Source organism: Dactylosporangium sp. NPDC051087 (assembly GCF_055586325.1).
Map to the genome: position 1 here is coordinate 274592 of NZ_JBVJIJ010000014.1, position 15182 is coordinate 289773.

Sequence of the window (15182 nt, forward strand, 5' to 3'; positions counted from 1 at the left end):
GCGTGGACGGGCCGCGCCGGGGCCGCAGCGAGGCCGGGGCGGGTCAGCCCTGGTAGACCTCGAGGGACGAGACCTGGCCGGCGGGCTGGACCGAGTTGGACGAGATGAGGATGCGGACGTAGCGGTGCTGGCCGGTGGCGACGCCCAAAGTGGCGCGTTGGCCGTTGGCGGTGTCGAAGCGGCACGAGGCGCCCGCGATCGTGGAGAAGGTGGAGCCGTCGAGGCTGCCGAGGACCGTCACGGTCTGGGTGCGGGCGGGCCAGGCGGACGACGGGGGCAGGCGCAGGACGATGCGGCGGACGGGGACGGCGGCGCCGAGGTCGACCTGGACCCACTGGGGCAGGGCGTTGTTGCGGCTCTCCCAATAGGTCATGGGGTCGCCGTCGGTGGCCAGTCCGGAGCCATACGACGCGGTGTGGGTGCTCTCCGAGGTCGGGCGGCCCTGTGCGAGGTCGGTCGTGGTGTTGAACGGGACCGGGGTCAGGCTCGGTGCCGTCGTGGGGGAGCCGGGGGTGGTGGGTGCCTGCGACGCGGCGGCCGGGCTGCTCGGGCGGGCGGACGAGGAGGCCGACGGCTTCGGGGTGGTGCCGGCGCTCGGCGACGCGGACGCCGGTGGGGTGCCGGGGACGCCGGCGGGCGCCGCCGCGGTCTGCGGTGAGGAGCCGGCGAGGTCTGTGTCGCCGCCGCGTGGCCAGAAGGCGACCGCGCCGGCGACGGTGAGCAGCAGCACGACGACGGCCGCGGCGGCCAGCAGGGCGATCCCGTTGCGGGTGCGGCGGGCGGTGGCGGGCGGGTCGGCCGGCGCGGGCAGGGGTGGCATGGGCAGCAGGTCGGAGCGCTGGAACTCGCGTGCCTGGCCGCTGGTCGTGCCGCTGCCGGGGTGCCGCTCGGCGAGCTCCCGCTCGGCGGCCTCGCCCCACGCGGACGACTTGCCGTGCACGACCAGGTCGACGGCGGCGGGGATGTCGGTCAGCAGGGCGGTGAACATCGCCGACAGCGGCGGCCACACCAGGTCGTCGATCGCCTCGTCGGTGCTGCCGACGGCGACCCGATAGACCCCCTGGCGGTCGCCGGGCCCGAATGCCGGGCCCCTGACGTCTGCGGGGGCGTCGGCGGGGGCGGCGACCGGAGGAAGGAGGGGTGCCGCCGGCGTCGAGCGGGCGTCGTCGCCGGGCTCGGGCAGGGACGCGCGGCCCTTCGCCGGTGGCGGGGGCGGGCCGGGGAACGCGTGGATGCCGCTGCCGCTCAGCCGCACCTGCCAGCCCATGTCCATCGCATAGGTGGCGGAGGAGAGCGGCCGCAGCGACGCGTGCGGCGGGGACGACGCGACGATCTCCTCGGCGCCGTCGGGGGTGAGGCGCAGCAGCCACGCCGGCTCGGCCCACACGGGGCGCCGGTGCGCATCGAGGGCGAACACCGTGATCGGGCCGGCAGGGGTGTGCAGCGGCACCCCGTTGACCAGGTGGACGGGCTCGCCGAGCCGGGCGGCGGCCTCGGTGGCGACGGCCCGGCCGGCGCCCTGCCCGGCGCCGAGCGGCACCAGGTCGGCGACCCGCCGCACCTTGGTCGGCAGGGCGGCCATCGCGGCGGCGAGCTGCTCGCCGGTCAGCCCGGGGTCGACCAGCAGCCGGGGGCGGGACGGGTCGACGGCGACGGCGAACTCGACCCCGTCATAGGCGGCCGCGGCGCCGATCGGCCCGGGGGACAACAGCCACCCGGCGGGCACCGGCTGGGCGATGACGGCCGCCGGCCACGGCAGCGACGGCGGCACGAGGTCCTGCCAGTCGGGGGCGGGCCAGCGCGGGCCGAGCAACGAGGGGGACGGTCCGCGCCGCCACCAGCCGCCCTCGGTGGTGACCAGGGTGCCGCCCGGCGTCTGGACGACCGGCCCGTCAGGAGCGACGACAGGCCGCCCGAGGTGCGCGGCGAGGTCGGCCCCGAGCGGCCCGGCCGCCAGCACCACGACCTCGACCCCGTCAGGCACGAACGGCGCCAGGTCCGCGGCCGTCACCGACGCGTCGGGGGCGACCAGCACCGCCAGCCATCCGTCGGGGATCACCGGGAAGCCGGGCACGTCGCCGGCGAGCACGCACCGGTCCACCCTGCGGATGAACCCCATGCTCGCCGACGTCATGCCCAACAACCTACCGCCCGGGTATGACGAAACCGCTACCGCACGTAGATCACCGGGGGCGGCGGCGTCGACATGCCGCTGCCGATGAAGTACGACGGGTGCGGCGGCTGGTTGTACGCGGTGTTCTGCCAGGCGATCGCGCACCGGTACTGCGGGTCGTGCATCAGCGTGAACAGCCGCGTCGACGTCGGGTCGGGCGTGCTGTAGATCCGCAGCGCGGTGTTGTCCGACGTCGGCCAGATGATCTCCTCGCGCCAGTCGCCGAGGATGTCGCCGGACAGCGACGGGGTCGACTTCGTGCCGTTGTTCGAGTGCACCCCGGACGCGGTCAGCAGCCGGGTGTCGCCCGACGTGCCGTATTTGTCCACGTGCGTGCCGTCGAGCAGCTCCCGCGTCGTGTCGCCGTCCCACCACGCGAGGAAGTTCGTCGAGCTGGGCTTGCGTGTCGAGACGACCGTGCCGCGGGGGTTGCGGACGCCGTCGGCGGCCGACGACCACGACTCGGCGCCGGCGCTGCCGGCCCAGATGTCGCCGGAGACGCCGCGGCCGTTGTCGCCGTTGGCCGGGGTGGACCACAGGATCTGCCCGGTGCGCGCGTCGGCCATCCACGACGAGGGCTTGCTGCCGTCCTCGTCGACCTTGAACTCCTCCAGGCCGGGGCGCGAGGGGTCGAGGTCGCCGACGTGCATCGCGTCACCGTGGCCGTTGCCCGTGTTCCACAGCCGGGCGCCGTTGTCGTCGACGGCCATCGACCCGTACACCACCTCGTCGCGGCCGTCGAGGTCGACGTCGGCGACGGAGAGCTGGTGGTTGCCCTGCCCGGCGTAGGCGCTGTTGCCGGAGCTGTTGCTGTCGAACGTCCACCGCCGGGTCAGCGCGCCGTTGCGGAAGTCCCACGCGACGATGACCGACCGGGTGTAGTAGCCGCGGGCCATGACCAGGCTGGGCCGCTGGCCGTCGAGGTAGGCGGTGCCGGCCAGGAACCGGTCGACGCGGTTGCCGTAGCTGTCCCCCCAGGACGACACGGTGCCGCGCGGCGGGACGTAGTCCACTGTGGACATCGCGGCGCCGGTGAGGCCGTTGAACATGGTGAGGTACTCCGGGCCGCTGAGCACGTAACCGGAGCTGTTGCGGTAGTCGGCGGACGCGTTGCCGATGACCCGCCCGGTGCCGTCGGTCGTGGCGTCGGCGGTCTTCATCGCCACCTCGGCCCGTCCGTCGCCGTCGTAGTCGTACACCTGGAACTGCGTGTAATGCGCGCCGGCCCGGATGTTGCGTCCGAGGTTGATCCGCCACAGCCGCGTCCCGTCGAGCCGGTAGGCGTCCACGTACACCACGCCGGTGACCCCGGACTGCGAGTTGTCCTTCGCGTCGGCGGGGTCCCATTTCAGGACGATCTCGTAGTCGCCGTCGCCGTCCAGGTCGCCGACGGAGGCGTCGTTGGCGGTGTAGCCGGAGCCGGGCGAGGAGATCGGCACGTCGAGGTAGCCGTTCGCGAAGCGCAGCGACGCACCCGAGGCGGCCTGCTCGACGCCGCCGACGACGGCCCGCACGGTGTAGGTCGCGTCGGCCGCGGCGCCGGCGTCGAGATAGTTCGTGCCGGCGATGACCGTCGAGATGCGGGTGCCGCCGCGGTACAGGTTGAAGCCGGTCGCGAGCGGCTCGGTGCCGAGCAGCCGCCACGAGACGAGATTGCCGCTGCCGGAGCGCACGGAGATCAGGCCGCGGTCCAGATCCTCCATCTGCTTGCCCGAGCCGGCGGGCGGAGGGCTCGTGGAGGTCGACGGCGACGGCGATGCCGACGGTGACGAGGCGGCACCGGTGCACGTCACGCCGTTGAGCGCGAAGGACGTGGGCACGGGGTTGGTGCTGGTGAAGGATCCGTTGAACCCGAACGACACGGTCGCGCCGGTGGCGATCGCCGCGTTGTAGCCGGCGTCCGCCGCGCGGGTCTGGCCGCCGCTGGTGGTGACGGTCGCGTTCCACGCCTGCGTGACCGCCTGCCCGGCGGGGAACGTCCACGCGAGGGTCCAGCCGTTGACGGGGTCGCCGAGGTTGGTGATGTCGACGTTCGCGCCGAAGCCGCCCTGCCAGGTGTTGGTCACGGTGTACGTGACGCGGCAGCCGGACGCCGCCGCCGACGCGACCGTCACGCCGACCGCGGCGACGGCGACGACCGCCGCACCGACCGCGGCGGTGGCGACGACCCGCCGCCGAAGATGGATGAACCGCACGATCCGCTCCTCGCTGTACAAGACGCGAAAGCGGCCGGGCAACTGCCCGACCCGGGACGGCGAGACCGTAGTCCCGGTCCCCGGGTCGGGCAATGCATCATCGAGCGTCAATGCTCACCGTCGGGCGCGGGAGCCGAAACTTTCAGGAAAGCCGGAAGGACTGCGCCGCCGTGCCGTTGCACGTGTACTGCACCAGCTGCACGCTGTTGGCGGTCGACGCGGCCGGGACGTCCAGGCACTTGCCCGACAGCCGGCTGACGAAGTGGTAGTACCCGCCGCCCTCGGACACCGGCTGCCACTGCTGGTTGGTGCCGCCGCCGTACGTCCAGGTCTGGATCGGCGCGTTGTCGGCGCTCGACACGTTGGTGACGTCGAGTGCCTGCGCGCTGTTGCCGCGGTTGTTGATGCGCACGAAGCCACCGCTGGTCGGCTGGAACTGGTACTGCTGCGCGGTGGAGGCGTTGCACGTGTACTGCTGGATCGCCGTGCCGTTGGTGGTGCCGGCCGCGCGCGCGTCGAGGCACTTGGCCGAGTTCTTGTTGACGACGCTGTACCACGCGGTCGGCGAGATCGGCCCGGTGCTGGTCGAGGTGGACGGCGTGGGCGACGGCGGCGTGGTCGAGGCGCCCGCCAGCCACAGGATGCCGTCGATCAGCCACCGGTTCTGGTCGGCGGACTCGAACGTCGAGGACGTCCGGGTGTTGGTCGAGTAGTTCATGCCGTTGTGGCCGAAGTTGGCGTACAGCATCTTGTAGTTACGGTTCGTCCACAGGATCGGGTAGTAGCCGCTGTACCACGACTGGTTGGGGTCGGTGCCGACCGGGAAGCTGCTCGGGTCGACCGAGGCGAGGATGTCGATGTTCGGGTTCTGCCGCAGGTCGTTGCTCCACGAGTACCACTCGCTGACCGCCGACCGGAACGTCGCCGGCAGCCGCAGGGTGGACGGGTGCGCGCGGTCCTCGACCTTGAGCGTCACGCGGGTCGGGCCCCACGTGTTGGTGCGGAACGCGCCCGAGCCGAGGAACGTGTTGTAGTACCAGCTCCACGAGTTCGGGTCGGTGGTGAACGCGCTGACGTGGAAGCCCATCCACGCCCCGCCGTTCTGCATGTACTGCTGGAACGCGGCCCGCTGCCCGGCCGGCGGCGCATCGTCGAGGAACATGATGACCTTGTACTGGGCGAGGCTGCCGGTGTTGAGCCGGCTCCAGTCGGTGGTCGACTCCCAGGTGAAGCCGTTCTGGGCGGCCTGCGCCGGGAACCAGTCCCGGGCCTCCTTGTCGAAGTCGATGTGCGCCGCGTCCCAGGTGCCGTTGTAGAAGGCGAGCACCTTGAACGGGGCGGCGGCGGCCAGGGTGGGCCTGATGACCAGGCTCACCCCCAGCACGGTCACCAGGGCGAGCGCGGCGAGCACGAGGCGTCGCGCGCTCGAGGGGAGTTTCTCGAGCACGGGTGGTCCTTCGGTAGGCGGGAGGGGACGGGCGGATCCGCTCCACTCGCATCATCAGCCATCGATGACGCCACCACAAGGTAAACAGTCCTAATAGTTAAAGTAAGTCTCCAATTAAGTCGTCGTCGCAGGTGGCGCCAGGGTGTGGCAGCTCCGTGATGACGCGGATCGCGCGGAGCTAGGCCGCCGCCTGCGGGTGCCGCGCGGCGACCTCCTCGGCGGCGTCGGCGAACCGCTCCGCGGCCCGGACGGGGTCGACGCCGGCCGCCACCGCGCGGGCCCGGTCGCGCAGCCCCAACGCCGTGTCGACGGCCGCGGCGAGCCGGTCGGCGGTGAGCCGCTTCGCGGGCAGGACCACACCGGTGCCGGCCTGCCGCACCCGCCGCGCCACCTCCGGCTGGTCGCGCCCCCACGGGACGGCGACGACCGGTACACCCGCGGCGACGGCCTTCGTGACGATCCCCATGCCGGCCGGGCACACCACCGCGGCGGCGCGCCGCAGTACGGGGCCGTGCGGGACGAACCGCTCGACCCGTACGTTGGCCGCGGCCGGCAGTGTTCGGGAGGTGTACGCGTCGGCGAGCGTCACCAGCACGCGGACCGGCTTGTCCCGCAACGCCTCGACGGCCTTGACGGCGAGGTCCTCGTCGCCCAGGTAGTGGGTGGAGCAGGTCACCAGGACCCACGGGTCGCCCGGCTCCAGCAGCCAGTCCGGGGCCTGGGCGGGCGGGTCCCACACCTGCCCGCCCACCATGCGCACGTGCGCGGGCAGGTCGGTGCGCGGGTACTCCAGGGGTTCGCCGGTGAGCACGATGAGCCGGTCGGGGAGCCGGTAGTACTCCAGCGGGCTGCGCAGCGCGGGGAGTCCCGCGGCGGCGCGCAGCGCGTTGAGGCCCGGCAGCATGTCCCGGCCGAACACCCGCTCGACGACCTTCCACAGGACCGCGTCCCGGACCGCGCCGAGCGGCCCGCGCTTCGGTGCGAGGCCGATGCCGTACGGCGGGATCCCCTTGCCCTTCATGGCGAGGATCGACGGCACGGTGACCGCCCAGGGCAGCCCGGTGGCCTGCGCGGCGGTCGCGGCGCCGTAGGTGTTGGTGTCGACCAGCAGCGCGGTCGGCTCGACCTCGGCGACCGCCCGGCGCAGGTCCTCGACCTCCCAGGCGCCGCGGGCGAACAGGTCGGCCATGCCGTCGACGCCGCCCGGACCGCCGGGCCGGCGGACCGACGCGGTGATCCGCTCGTCGACGGGCTCGGCGTCCAGGCCCTCGGCGCGCAGCCGCTCGACGAGGTCCGGCGCGGTCCGCACGTGGACGGTGTGGCCGCGTTCCCGGAGGCGTAGCAGCCCCGGCACGAGCGGGAAGACGTGCCCGGCGGCGGGCGGGGTGTAGACCAGGTATCGGTTCATGACGAGTGTCCTTGATCGGATGGGATGACGGATCGGATGAGCAGCGCGACGGTCGCCTCGGCGGCGTCGACGCTGAGGCCTTCGTGCTTGGTGAGGACCAGCCACAGCTCGACGCCGGTGACGCCGGCGAGCCGGCCGGACGTGAGGGGATCGAGGCCCGGGAACGCGGCGGCGAGCCAGGCCCGGTGCGCGGCCCGGCCGCCTTCGGCGTTGGCCTTCAGCGCCGGCGAGCTGTCCTCCTGGGCGAGGTTGCGTTCCAGCAGCGTCGCCCACCGGCTGTAGTGCCGCCGGAACGCGGCGGCGACCAGGTCCGGGTCCGGCCCCGGCGGTGCTCCGAGGTCGGCCGCGACCTGCGGGGCGACCCAGGCGCCGACCGCTTCGACCAGGCCGTCCTTGGTGCCGACCCGCCGGATCACGGTCTGCAGGCCGACCCCGGCCCGCTCGGCGACCGCGGCGAGCGTCACCTGCTCGAACGGCCGCTCCACGAACAGTTCGAGGGCCGCGGTCAGGATCCGCCCGGTGTTGCCGGAGGCGGAATCGGCGCGGGCGCGCTGCCGGTACGGGCGGGCTGACGTATTCACGGTAAGGACGTTACCGTGAATTCTGCGGCAGCGGGCGTCGGCTACCCGACCCGGCGTGGGTTCGCGACCGCCCAGGCCGCCAGGGCCGACAGCGGCTCCAGGAGGCTCACGCCGAGCGGGGTCAGCCGGTACTCGACGCTCGGCGGCAGCGTCGGGAACACCTCCCGCTCCACGAGGCCCTCGGCCTCCAGGGTGCGCAGCGTCCGGGTGAGCATCCGCTGGCTGATGCCTTCCACCGCGCGGTGCAGCTCGTTGAAGCGGTACGGCCGCCGCCCGAGCAACGACAGCAGCAGCAGCGTCCACTTGTCGCTCAACAGTCGCAGCACCCCGGTGACCGGGCACTGCTCGTACTCACCGGCCGGCACCGGCACCGGCAGCACGTGATCCCGCAGCGAGGCGGGCACACCGGTGTGCGCAGTGGACATCAGAATGCCTTCTTTCGCCGCTCCCGGCCGCCGCCAGAGGATGAGCACGTCGGAAGGTCAACGGTAACGGGGGACGGCATGGGCGTGGTCGTGGTCAGCGGCGGCACGAACGGGATGGGGCGCGCGTTCGCCCTCGGGCGCGCCGGGCGCGGTGACCGGGTCGTCGTCGTGGGACGCGACCGCGAACGGGGCGAGGCCCTGGCCGGCCGGGGGATCACGTTCCTGCCCGCCGACCTGAGCAGTGTCGCGGAGAACCGGCGGGTCGTCGAGACTGTGCTGGCCCGGCACCCGGTCGTCGACGGCCTCGCGCTGTTCGCCAACGCGCTCTCGCCCCGCCGGCAGGTGACCGCCGACGGGCTCGAGCGCACCTTCGCGCTGTATTACCTCAGCCGGTACCTGCTGAGCTTCGGCCTCCGGCCGGCGTTGGAGCGGGCGGCCGCCCCGGTGATCGTCAACGTGGCAGGTGTCGGCGTCACCAAGGGGGCCGTCCGCTGGCAGGACCCGCAGCTGTCGTCGGGATATTCGATGGTGCGGGCGCAGCTGCAGGCCGGCCGGGCGAACGACCTCCTCGGCGCCGGCTTCGCGCGGCGGTCCGGCAGCCGCGCCCGGTACGTGCTGTACCACCCCGGGTTCACCAGGAGCGGCGACCGTCGCGGGCTGCCGCCGGTGGTGCGCGGGCTGCTCGCGGTCGCCTCGCTGTCGGCGCGGCCGGTGGCCGGGGCCGTCGCGCCGATCCACGGGTTCCTCGACGAGCCGCCGGTGGAGGCGCTGACCGCCGTCGACCGCGGCAGGCGCCTCCCACCGGACTTCCCGACCCTCGATCCGGGCGCCGCCGCGCGGCTGATGGAGCTCACCGGCCGGCTGCTCGGCGAAGGCGATCAGGCCGCGTAGTCCACCAGGTCGCCGCTGTTGAGGACCGAGCGCAGCCGGGACAGGTCGATGCCCTTGTCCTGCAGGCGCTTCACGACGTCGGTGGCGCTGCTGCCGCGCAGGGAGTCGCTGTCGGTCTCCAGCAGGGAGCTGAGCTGTTGCAGCTTCGACTCGTCGGACAGTCCGGCCGCGCCGCCGCGGGGACCGCCGGGCGGCGGGCCCGACGGCCGGCCCTTCTGCGTCGCGATCTGCTCGGCGACGGCGTCGTCGTCCTCGGGCTTCTCGACCGAGGCCGAGACCGAGGTGGCGGCGGACGCCGGCTTGCCGGCCTTGATCGCGGCGATCAGGTCCTCGTGCGAGACGCCCTGCTCCTCGGCCACCTCGGTGAGGCTCTGGCCACCGTCCAGCTTGCTCCTGAGCTCGTCGGCGGACAGGCCGAGAGTCTTGGAGACCGCCGACATCGGGTCCCCGTCGCGCTTCGGCGGCGGGGGGCGCAGGCCGGCCTGCTGGGTGGCGAACGAGCCGGAGATGCCGGAGATGCCGCTGATCGAGGTCACGTGTGCTCCATCCGTGGTGCCGTACTGCCGGACCGCCGATCGGCCCGGCGGGGTCAACGTCGACCACCCACCCGACGCCGGTGAGGGTTTGCCAGGGTTTTGCCAGGCTTCACAGCAGCCTGGCAGGTGGCGGGCGGTGCGGGCGACGTCCGATCGGGTGGCCGGAGCCGCCGGCGGCTGTCCAACGGTGTCCAACGGACAGGGCCATATCGCATCGCCTGGCGTAAATTCCGTCGCATCGCGGACAACGGTGGCAAAACGATGCCTCACATACGACACAGTCAATAATTCTTTCGGCTCGGACTGTGATCATTGGCGCCTGGAAGGTAGATTTCCACCGCGTGCGAGGATGCGATCATCCATAAAACTGATCAATGCCGTCCACGTGTTTGTGCTGCTCAACGGCTCTACCGGCGCAGGCACCCTGTGGCGGGAATGCCGACACCTGCCATGGGCGAAGATCCGCCCGTCGAGTGAATAGGACCGGCCAATGAAGATCGGTGTGACCGGAGGAAACGGGTTCATCGGGCGCTACGTCTGCGAGGAGATCGAGGCGCGAGGGCACGAGGCGCTGGTTTTTGATCACCACGCGCACGCTCGGCGCGGGAAGGCGCCAGAGCGTGAGGTCATGCTCGGCGACATCCGCGACGCGACCGCCATGGTCGAGCTCGCCGCCCACTGCGACGGCATCATCCACCTCGCCGCGGTGCTGGGCACCCAGGAGACGATCCTCAACCCGCGCCCGGCCGCCGAGACGAACCTCGTCGGCGGGCTCAACTTCCTCGAGGCGGTCACGCAGTACCAGCTGCCGGGCGTCTACATCGGGGTCGGCAACCACTGGATGAACAACAGCTACTCCATCTCCAAGACCGCCGTCGAACGCTTCGTCTCCATGTTCAACGCCGATCGTGGCAGCCGGGTCAACATCGTGCGCGCCGTCAACGCCTACGGCCCGCGCCAGCTCGCCGCCGCGCCCTTCGGCCCCGGCAAGGTCCGCAAGATCACCCCCGCGGTGGTCTGCCGCGCGCTGTGCGGGATGCCCGTCGAGCTCTACGGCGGCGGCCACCAGGTCTCCGACATGGTGTGGGTCGGCGACGTCGCCAGGGCGCTCGTCTCCGCGTTCGAGGCCGCCGAGGCCGGCACCGTCCTTCCGCACGTGGTGGAGTGCGGCCCGGCCGCGTCGACCACGATCCGGCACGTCGCCGAGATCGTCATCGATCAGTGCGAGGCCAAGGGCTACCCGCGGGTGGAGATCGTCGACCTGCCGATGCGCCCCGGCGAGCAGCCCGGCGCCGTCGTCAGCGCCGACGCCGAGACCCTGCGCGCCGTCGGGATCGACCCCGGCTCGCTGGTGTCCCTGGAGGCCGGGCTGGAGCGCACCGTCGACTGGTTCATCGCCAGCCAGGGCGAGCACTGGACCGCGCCCGAGCCGCTCGCGCTCGCCGGCCGCTGAGACCCAGCCGTCCCATGCAACCGTTCGGCCTCACCGCCGTCGTGCCCTGCTACGACGAGGCGGACAGCGTCGCGCAGACCCACGCCGAGATCGTGGCCGCGCTCGGCGGCTACGACCTGGAGATCCTCTTCGTCGACGACGGCAGCGGCGACGGCACCCTGGAGGAGATCCAGCGCCTCGCCGCCGCCGATGCCCGCGTGCAGTACCTGTCGTTCAGCCGCAACTTCGGCTTCGAGGCGGCGTTCTCGGCCGGCTACAAGTACGCGCGCAAGCCCTGGCTCGTGCACCTCGACGCCGACCTGCAGTTCCCGCCGGGCGAGGTACACCACCTGGTCGAACGCGCGCGGGAGGGCTTCGACGCCGTGTTCGGGGTGCGCCGCTCCCGGCACGACCCGTGGCACCGCCGGTGGGGTGCGGCCTGCTACCACTGGCTCGGCCGGCGGCTGCGCATCCGCATCCCGCCCGGCGCGACCACGTTCCGGGTGCTGCGCACCGAGCTCGCCCGGCGGGTCGTCGACCTGCGCCTCGGCACGCCGTACTTCCTGGCGACCGTGCCGCTGCTCACGTCGAGGATCGCCACCGTGCCCGTGGAGCACCGGGCCCGCACCCGCGGCACGTCGAAGTTCCGGCTCGGCCGGCTCATCGGGCACGCGCTGGAGCTCTACGTCGCGTTCTCCCGCCGCGCCGTGCACCTGGTCGCGATCGTGCTCCTGCTCGCCGCGCTCGTGAGCGCCGCCCTGGCGGTCGCCGCGCTCGCCGGCCTGCTCGGGGTCGCGGCCGCCGTCGGCGGCGGGCTGCTCGCGCAGTGCGTCGCGCTCGCCGGGGCCGCGGTCATGCTGCGCTACACGGTGCTCGTCGCCGACGCGCAGCCCCGCCCCGCCATGTTCTACATCCGCGAGGCGTCGATCCCGGTCGACCCGGCCGACGCACTGTTCCCGGGCGCCGCGCCGGCGCCGCTCATCCCCGTACAGCGTAAGGACGCCGCATGAAGAGCCTGCTGATCCTCGGCGCCGCCGACGGTGCGATGGCGACCTACCGCACCGCACGGGCGCTGGGGTACCGCACGATCGCCGTCGACCTGCGTGACACCGCCCCGGCCGTCCCCCTCGCCGACGAGCTGCTGCCGGTGAGCACCCGCGACGTCGCCGCCCTGAGCGCGATCCTGCGCGACCGCACCGACGTCGCCGGGATCCTCGCCCCCAGCAGCGACATCGCGCTGCCGACGCAGCTGGCGCTCACCGAGCGGTTCGGGCTGCCGTGCGGGCTGACCGAGGAGGCCGTCGCTGCGTCGGTGGACAAGCGGCGCTTCCGCGCCGTCTGCGACGAGCTCGGCCTGCCCGGCTACCGCTGGGTCGACGGCCCGGACTGGCGCGCCGCAGGCCTGACCTTCCCGCTCGTGGTGAAGCCCGCCGACGCGCAGAGCAGCCGCGGCGTGACCCGGTGCTCCGACGAGGCAGGAGTGGACGCGGCGATCGAGGAGGCGCTGCGGTTCTCCTACGGCGCCGGCATCGTCATCGAAGAAGAGGTACAGGGCCAGCACTGCGGCTGCGAGTGCGTCGTCGACGGCGGGCGGGTCGTCTTCATGGCCCTCACCGAGCGGCACCTCACGCCGCCGCCGCAGGCGACGACCACCGCGCACGTGCTGCCCGCCGCCGTCCCCGACGGCACCTACGACGCGATCGTCGCCGCCGTCGACGCGATCTGCGCCCGGCTCGGCTACCGCCGCGGGCCGCTCAACCTCGACCTGGTCGTCGACGCCGACGGCCGGCCGAGGATCGTCGAGATGGGCGCCCGCACCGGCGGCGACCCGCTCGGCGAGCTCGCCCGGCACTGCTACGGCGTCGACCCGATCGAGGCGTCCATCAGCGTCGCGGTCGGCGCGCCGTTACCGCCGGTCCCGCCCGCGACGGCGCCGCACCCGGTGATGGTGCAGCTGCTGAACGCGGGGTCCACCGGTACCCTCGCGGCGATCCACGGTGTCGAGGAGGCGTCGTCCTGGCCGGAGGTGCTCAGGATCGCGCTGCTGGCCGAGCCCGGCCGCGCCGTCACCTCCACCATCGACCTCACCAGCAAGCTCGGCTACGCCCTGCTGACCGCCGACACCCCGCAGCGGCTGCGTGCCGTCGCGGAGCGGCTGCGCTCGACCGTGCGCTTCGAGGTGCGGCCGTGAAGCGGTTCTTCGGTCTCGTCCTCGCCACGCTCGTCTCCGGGGTGCTGCTGGTCGCGCTGGCCCCGAGCGGCAAGCAGCTCGACTCGCTGTGGCTGTTCCTGGCGTACCTGGTGCCGTTCGTCCTCGCCGCGGAGACCATCGCCGCGCTGGACCCGGAGTGGCTGCGCCGCTGGCGGCTGCCGGAGGTCGTCGGGGTCCTCACGTTCACGGCCGTGTTCTGCGGCTTCGTGCCGCGCATGTTCGACCGGGTCATCGCCGACGACTTCGACGGGTTCTACTCCCTCGTGCGGATCCTCGCGCCACTGCTGATCCTCGCGTTCGCGCTGCACCAGCGGCTGGGCGGCTCGCCCGCGGCGACCGTGCGGCGGATCAGCTACGCGAGCATCCTCGTCATGCTGTCCGGGCTGGAGGACCTGTCGTTCTGGCTGTGGCGCGGGCAGCCGGTGCCGCAGCGGTGGGACTGGGCCGACCACATGACGGTGCGGCTCGGGCACGTCGCCTCCCGCACCGAGGCGTTCGTGTTCATCGCCGTGCACCTCGCCGCCGCGGTCGCCGTGCTGTGCTGGCCGTCCCGCCGCTCCCGTCCCACCTCCCGGGGCGCCGACGCCCCGGCACGGTCGGTCCACGCCGGTCGGCCATGACGCTGCTCGCGCCGGAGGCTGAGCCCCGCACCGTCGCGCCGGGCGGCCGGATGACACTGGTGCTGCTCGCCGGCCGCGGCGCGTTCCGGGGGACGAACCAGCTCGCGCCGCTGCTGCTCGCCGTCCCGTGGGGCGCGGCCCACTTCGCCGACTACGCCGGCGCCGTCGGCGTGTCGGCGTGGACGGTGTTCGTCGCCTCCAGCGGCGAGAAGGCCGCCCTGAAGCTGGTGCCCCGCACCCGGCGCCTCGGCGGCGCGGTCGCCCGGGTCGTGCTGCGGGTCGCCGCGCTGCCGGTCGCGGTGGCCGCGGCGGCGTTCGCCGTCACCACCGTCATGGGCGGCAGCCGGTTGATCGCCGCCGCGCTGCTGTGGTCCGCGGCGCTCGGCATGCTCCAGCTCTCCGTGGGCCTGCACCGCGTCCGCGGGCACCCCCGCACCGACGCGGTCACGTTCGCCACGCTGACCGGCGTCCTGCTGATGCTGTCCTCGGCCACCTTCGTGTTCGGCTGGCCGCCGCTGGTGCAGCTGCTCCTGCTCGCCGCCACCGGCCTCACCGCGTCCGCGGTCCTGCTGTGGCGCCTGCCCCGGGGGTGGTCCGTCGCCCGGTCGCCGGGGCTGACCGGGCGGCGGGGGCGGCGGGTCGCGGTGCTGGTGCTGCGCACGAGCCTGCTGCTCGGGCTGCCCGAGCTGCTCGCCGGTCTCTGCCTCGCCGTGTGCTACCTGATCCTGCGGATCGCCGGGCACGGGGGCGAGAGCGGGCCGTTCTACGTGGCCGTGACGGTGTCCGGGTTCTGCGCCGGCGCGCTGACCTACCTGCTGCGCCTGCGGCAGCCCGCGACGTCGCTGCGGTTGCGGGGGACGGCCGGGCGGGCCGGACGGGCCAAGGCGCGCCGGATCCTGCGCTTCGCGGTGCTGCTGTGCCTGCCCGGGCTGCCGCTGGTGCTGCTCCTGGAGCCCGGCACGCCGCTGCTCGTCGTGCTGACCTGCCTGGAGACGCCGCTGTTCGCGCTCGTGGCATACGCGGGCTACCTGGTGGAGAACACCGACGGACGGTCGCCCCGGCTCACGGCCATGGCCGCGTCGATCGGGCTCGTCGTCGTCGCCGCGGCCGCTGCGGTACTGGTGCCGCGAGCGAGCTCGTCGGGTGCGATGGCGGCACTGCTCCTGTCGGCCGGTGCGAGCGCGCTGAGTCTCGACATCGGCCTCGGCGGACGGTGGCGCCGCCCCGGGCGGGACGGCGCGGCGCGGCCCGGGCGACGATGA

General features: G+C 73.4%; 13 protein-coding genes. 6 read left to right on the forward strand and 7 right to left on the reverse strand.

Going from position 1 to position 15182, the window contains the following annotated elements:
* Positions 1-43: 43 nt before the first annotated feature.
* The 6 genes from ACZ6TV_RS27165 to ACZ6TV_RS27190 form a co-directional block, all read right to left on the reverse strand.
* Entirely contained in the window at positions 44-2134 is a 2091-nt protein-coding gene (locus ACZ6TV_RS27165) for a discoidin domain-containing protein (protein ID WP_465300085.1), read from the reverse strand.
* A 35-nt stretch (positions 2135-2169) separates the two neighbouring features.
* Positions 2170-4359, reverse strand: coding sequence for a rhamnogalacturonan lyase family protein (locus tag ACZ6TV_RS27170; protein ID WP_465300132.1), 2190 nt, complete (start codon positions 4357-4359; stop codon positions 2170-2172).
* Positions 4360-4510: 151 nt separating this feature from the next.
* A complete protein-coding gene (locus ACZ6TV_RS27175; RefSeq protein WP_465300086.1) occupies positions 4511-5815 on the reverse strand; it encodes an RICIN domain-containing protein in 1305 nt (434 codons plus the stop codon).
* Positions 5816-5993: 178 nt separating this feature from the next.
* Complete coding sequence (locus ACZ6TV_RS27180; RefSeq protein WP_465300087.1) at positions 5994-7223, reverse strand: glycosyltransferase; 1230 nt, start codon at positions 7221-7223, stop codon at positions 5994-5996.
* Positions 7220-7804: a TetR/AcrR family transcriptional regulator gene (locus tag ACZ6TV_RS27185; protein WP_465300088.1), complete on the reverse strand. Its 585-nt coding sequence runs from the start codon at positions 7802-7804 to the stop codon at positions 7220-7222. The genes ACZ6TV_RS27180 and ACZ6TV_RS27185 overlap by 4 nt, the downstream gene beginning before the upstream one ends.
* Before the next feature lie 41 nt (positions 7805-7845).
* Positions 7846-8229: a winged helix-turn-helix transcriptional regulator gene (locus tag ACZ6TV_RS27190; protein ID WP_465300089.1), complete on the reverse strand. Its 384-nt coding sequence runs from the start codon at positions 8227-8229 to the stop codon at positions 7846-7848.
* A 78-nt stretch (positions 8230-8307) separates the two neighbouring features.
* On the opposite strand from ACZ6TV_RS27190, the gene ACZ6TV_RS27195 reads away from it, so the two are divergent.
* Positions 8308-9120 carry an SDR family NAD(P)-dependent oxidoreductase gene (locus ACZ6TV_RS27195; RefSeq protein WP_465300090.1) on the forward strand — a complete coding sequence of 271 codons (813 nt, stop codon included), beginning with the start codon at positions 8308-8310 and terminating at the stop codon, positions 9118-9120.
* Here ACZ6TV_RS27195 and ACZ6TV_RS27200 read toward each other — a convergent pair.
* Positions 9108-9656: a hypothetical protein gene (locus ACZ6TV_RS27200; RefSeq protein ID WP_465300091.1), complete on the reverse strand. Its 549-nt coding sequence runs from the start codon at positions 9654-9656 to the stop codon at positions 9108-9110. The genes ACZ6TV_RS27195 and ACZ6TV_RS27200 overlap by 13 nt on opposite strands.
* 490 nt (positions 9657-10146) lie before the next feature.
* Here ACZ6TV_RS27200 and ACZ6TV_RS27205 point away from each other — a divergent pair, with 490 nt between their 5' ends.
* Genes ACZ6TV_RS27205 through ACZ6TV_RS27225 form a run of 5 tightly spaced genes read left to right on the forward strand, consistent with a single transcriptional unit; the run spans position 10147 to position 15182 of the window.
* Positions 10147-11109: an NAD-dependent epimerase/dehydratase family protein gene (locus ACZ6TV_RS27205; protein WP_465300092.1), complete on the forward strand. Its 963-nt coding sequence runs from the start codon at positions 10147-10149 to the stop codon at positions 11107-11109.
* 14 nt (positions 11110-11123) lie between these two features.
* On the forward strand, positions 11124-12098 hold the full coding sequence (locus ACZ6TV_RS27210; protein WP_465300093.1) for a glycosyltransferase family 2 protein: 975 nt from the start codon (positions 11124-11126) through the stop codon (positions 12096-12098).
* Positions 12095-13279 carry an ATP-grasp domain-containing protein gene (locus ACZ6TV_RS27215; RefSeq protein WP_465300094.1) on the forward strand — a complete coding sequence of 395 codons (1185 nt, stop codon included), beginning with the start codon at positions 12095-12097 and terminating at the stop codon, positions 13277-13279. The genes ACZ6TV_RS27210 and ACZ6TV_RS27215 overlap by 4 nt, the downstream gene beginning before the upstream one ends.
* The gene (locus ACZ6TV_RS27220; protein ID WP_465300095.1) at positions 13276-13920 is read left to right on the forward strand and encodes a hypothetical protein; all 645 of its coding nucleotides are present in this window, start codon (positions 13276-13278) and stop codon (positions 13918-13920) included. The genes ACZ6TV_RS27215 and ACZ6TV_RS27220 overlap by 4 nt, the downstream gene beginning before the upstream one ends.
* A complete protein-coding gene (locus ACZ6TV_RS27225; RefSeq protein WP_465300096.1) occupies positions 13917-15182 on the forward strand; it encodes a hypothetical protein in 1266 nt (421 codons plus the stop codon). The genes ACZ6TV_RS27220 and ACZ6TV_RS27225 overlap by 4 nt, the downstream gene beginning before the upstream one ends.

Bases quoted from the DNA above. Each gene is read 5' to 3' on its own strand.
- ACZ6TV_RS27165 (WP_465300085.1), bottom strand. From the start codon at position 2,134: ATGACGTCGGCGAGCATGGGGTTCATCCGCAGGGTGGACCGGTGCGTG.
- ACZ6TV_RS27225 (WP_465300096.1), top strand. From the start codon at position 13,917: ATGACGCTGCTCGCGCCGGAGGCTGAGCCCCGCACCGTCGCGCCGGGC.
- ACZ6TV_RS27180 (WP_465300087.1), bottom strand. From the start codon at position 7,223: ATGAACCGATACCTGGTCTACACCCCGCCCGCCGCCGGGCACGTCTTC.
- ACZ6TV_RS27215 (WP_465300094.1), top strand. From the start codon at position 12,095: ATGAAGAGCCTGCTGATCCTCGGCGCCGCCGACGGTGCGATGGCGACC.
- ACZ6TV_RS27190 (WP_465300089.1), bottom strand. From the start codon at position 8,229: ATGTCCACTGCGCACACCGGTGTGCCCGCCTCGCTGCGGGATCACGTG.
- ACZ6TV_RS27210 (WP_465300093.1), top strand. From the start codon at position 11,124: ATGCAACCGTTCGGCCTCACCGCCGTCGTGCCCTGCTACGACGAGGCG.
- ACZ6TV_RS27195 (WP_465300090.1), top strand. From the start codon at position 8,308: ATGGGCGTGGTCGTGGTCAGCGGCGGCACGAACGGGATGGGGCGCGCG.
- ACZ6TV_RS27205 (WP_465300092.1), top strand. From the start codon at position 10,147: ATGAAGATCGGTGTGACCGGAGGAAACGGGTTCATCGGGCGCTACGTC.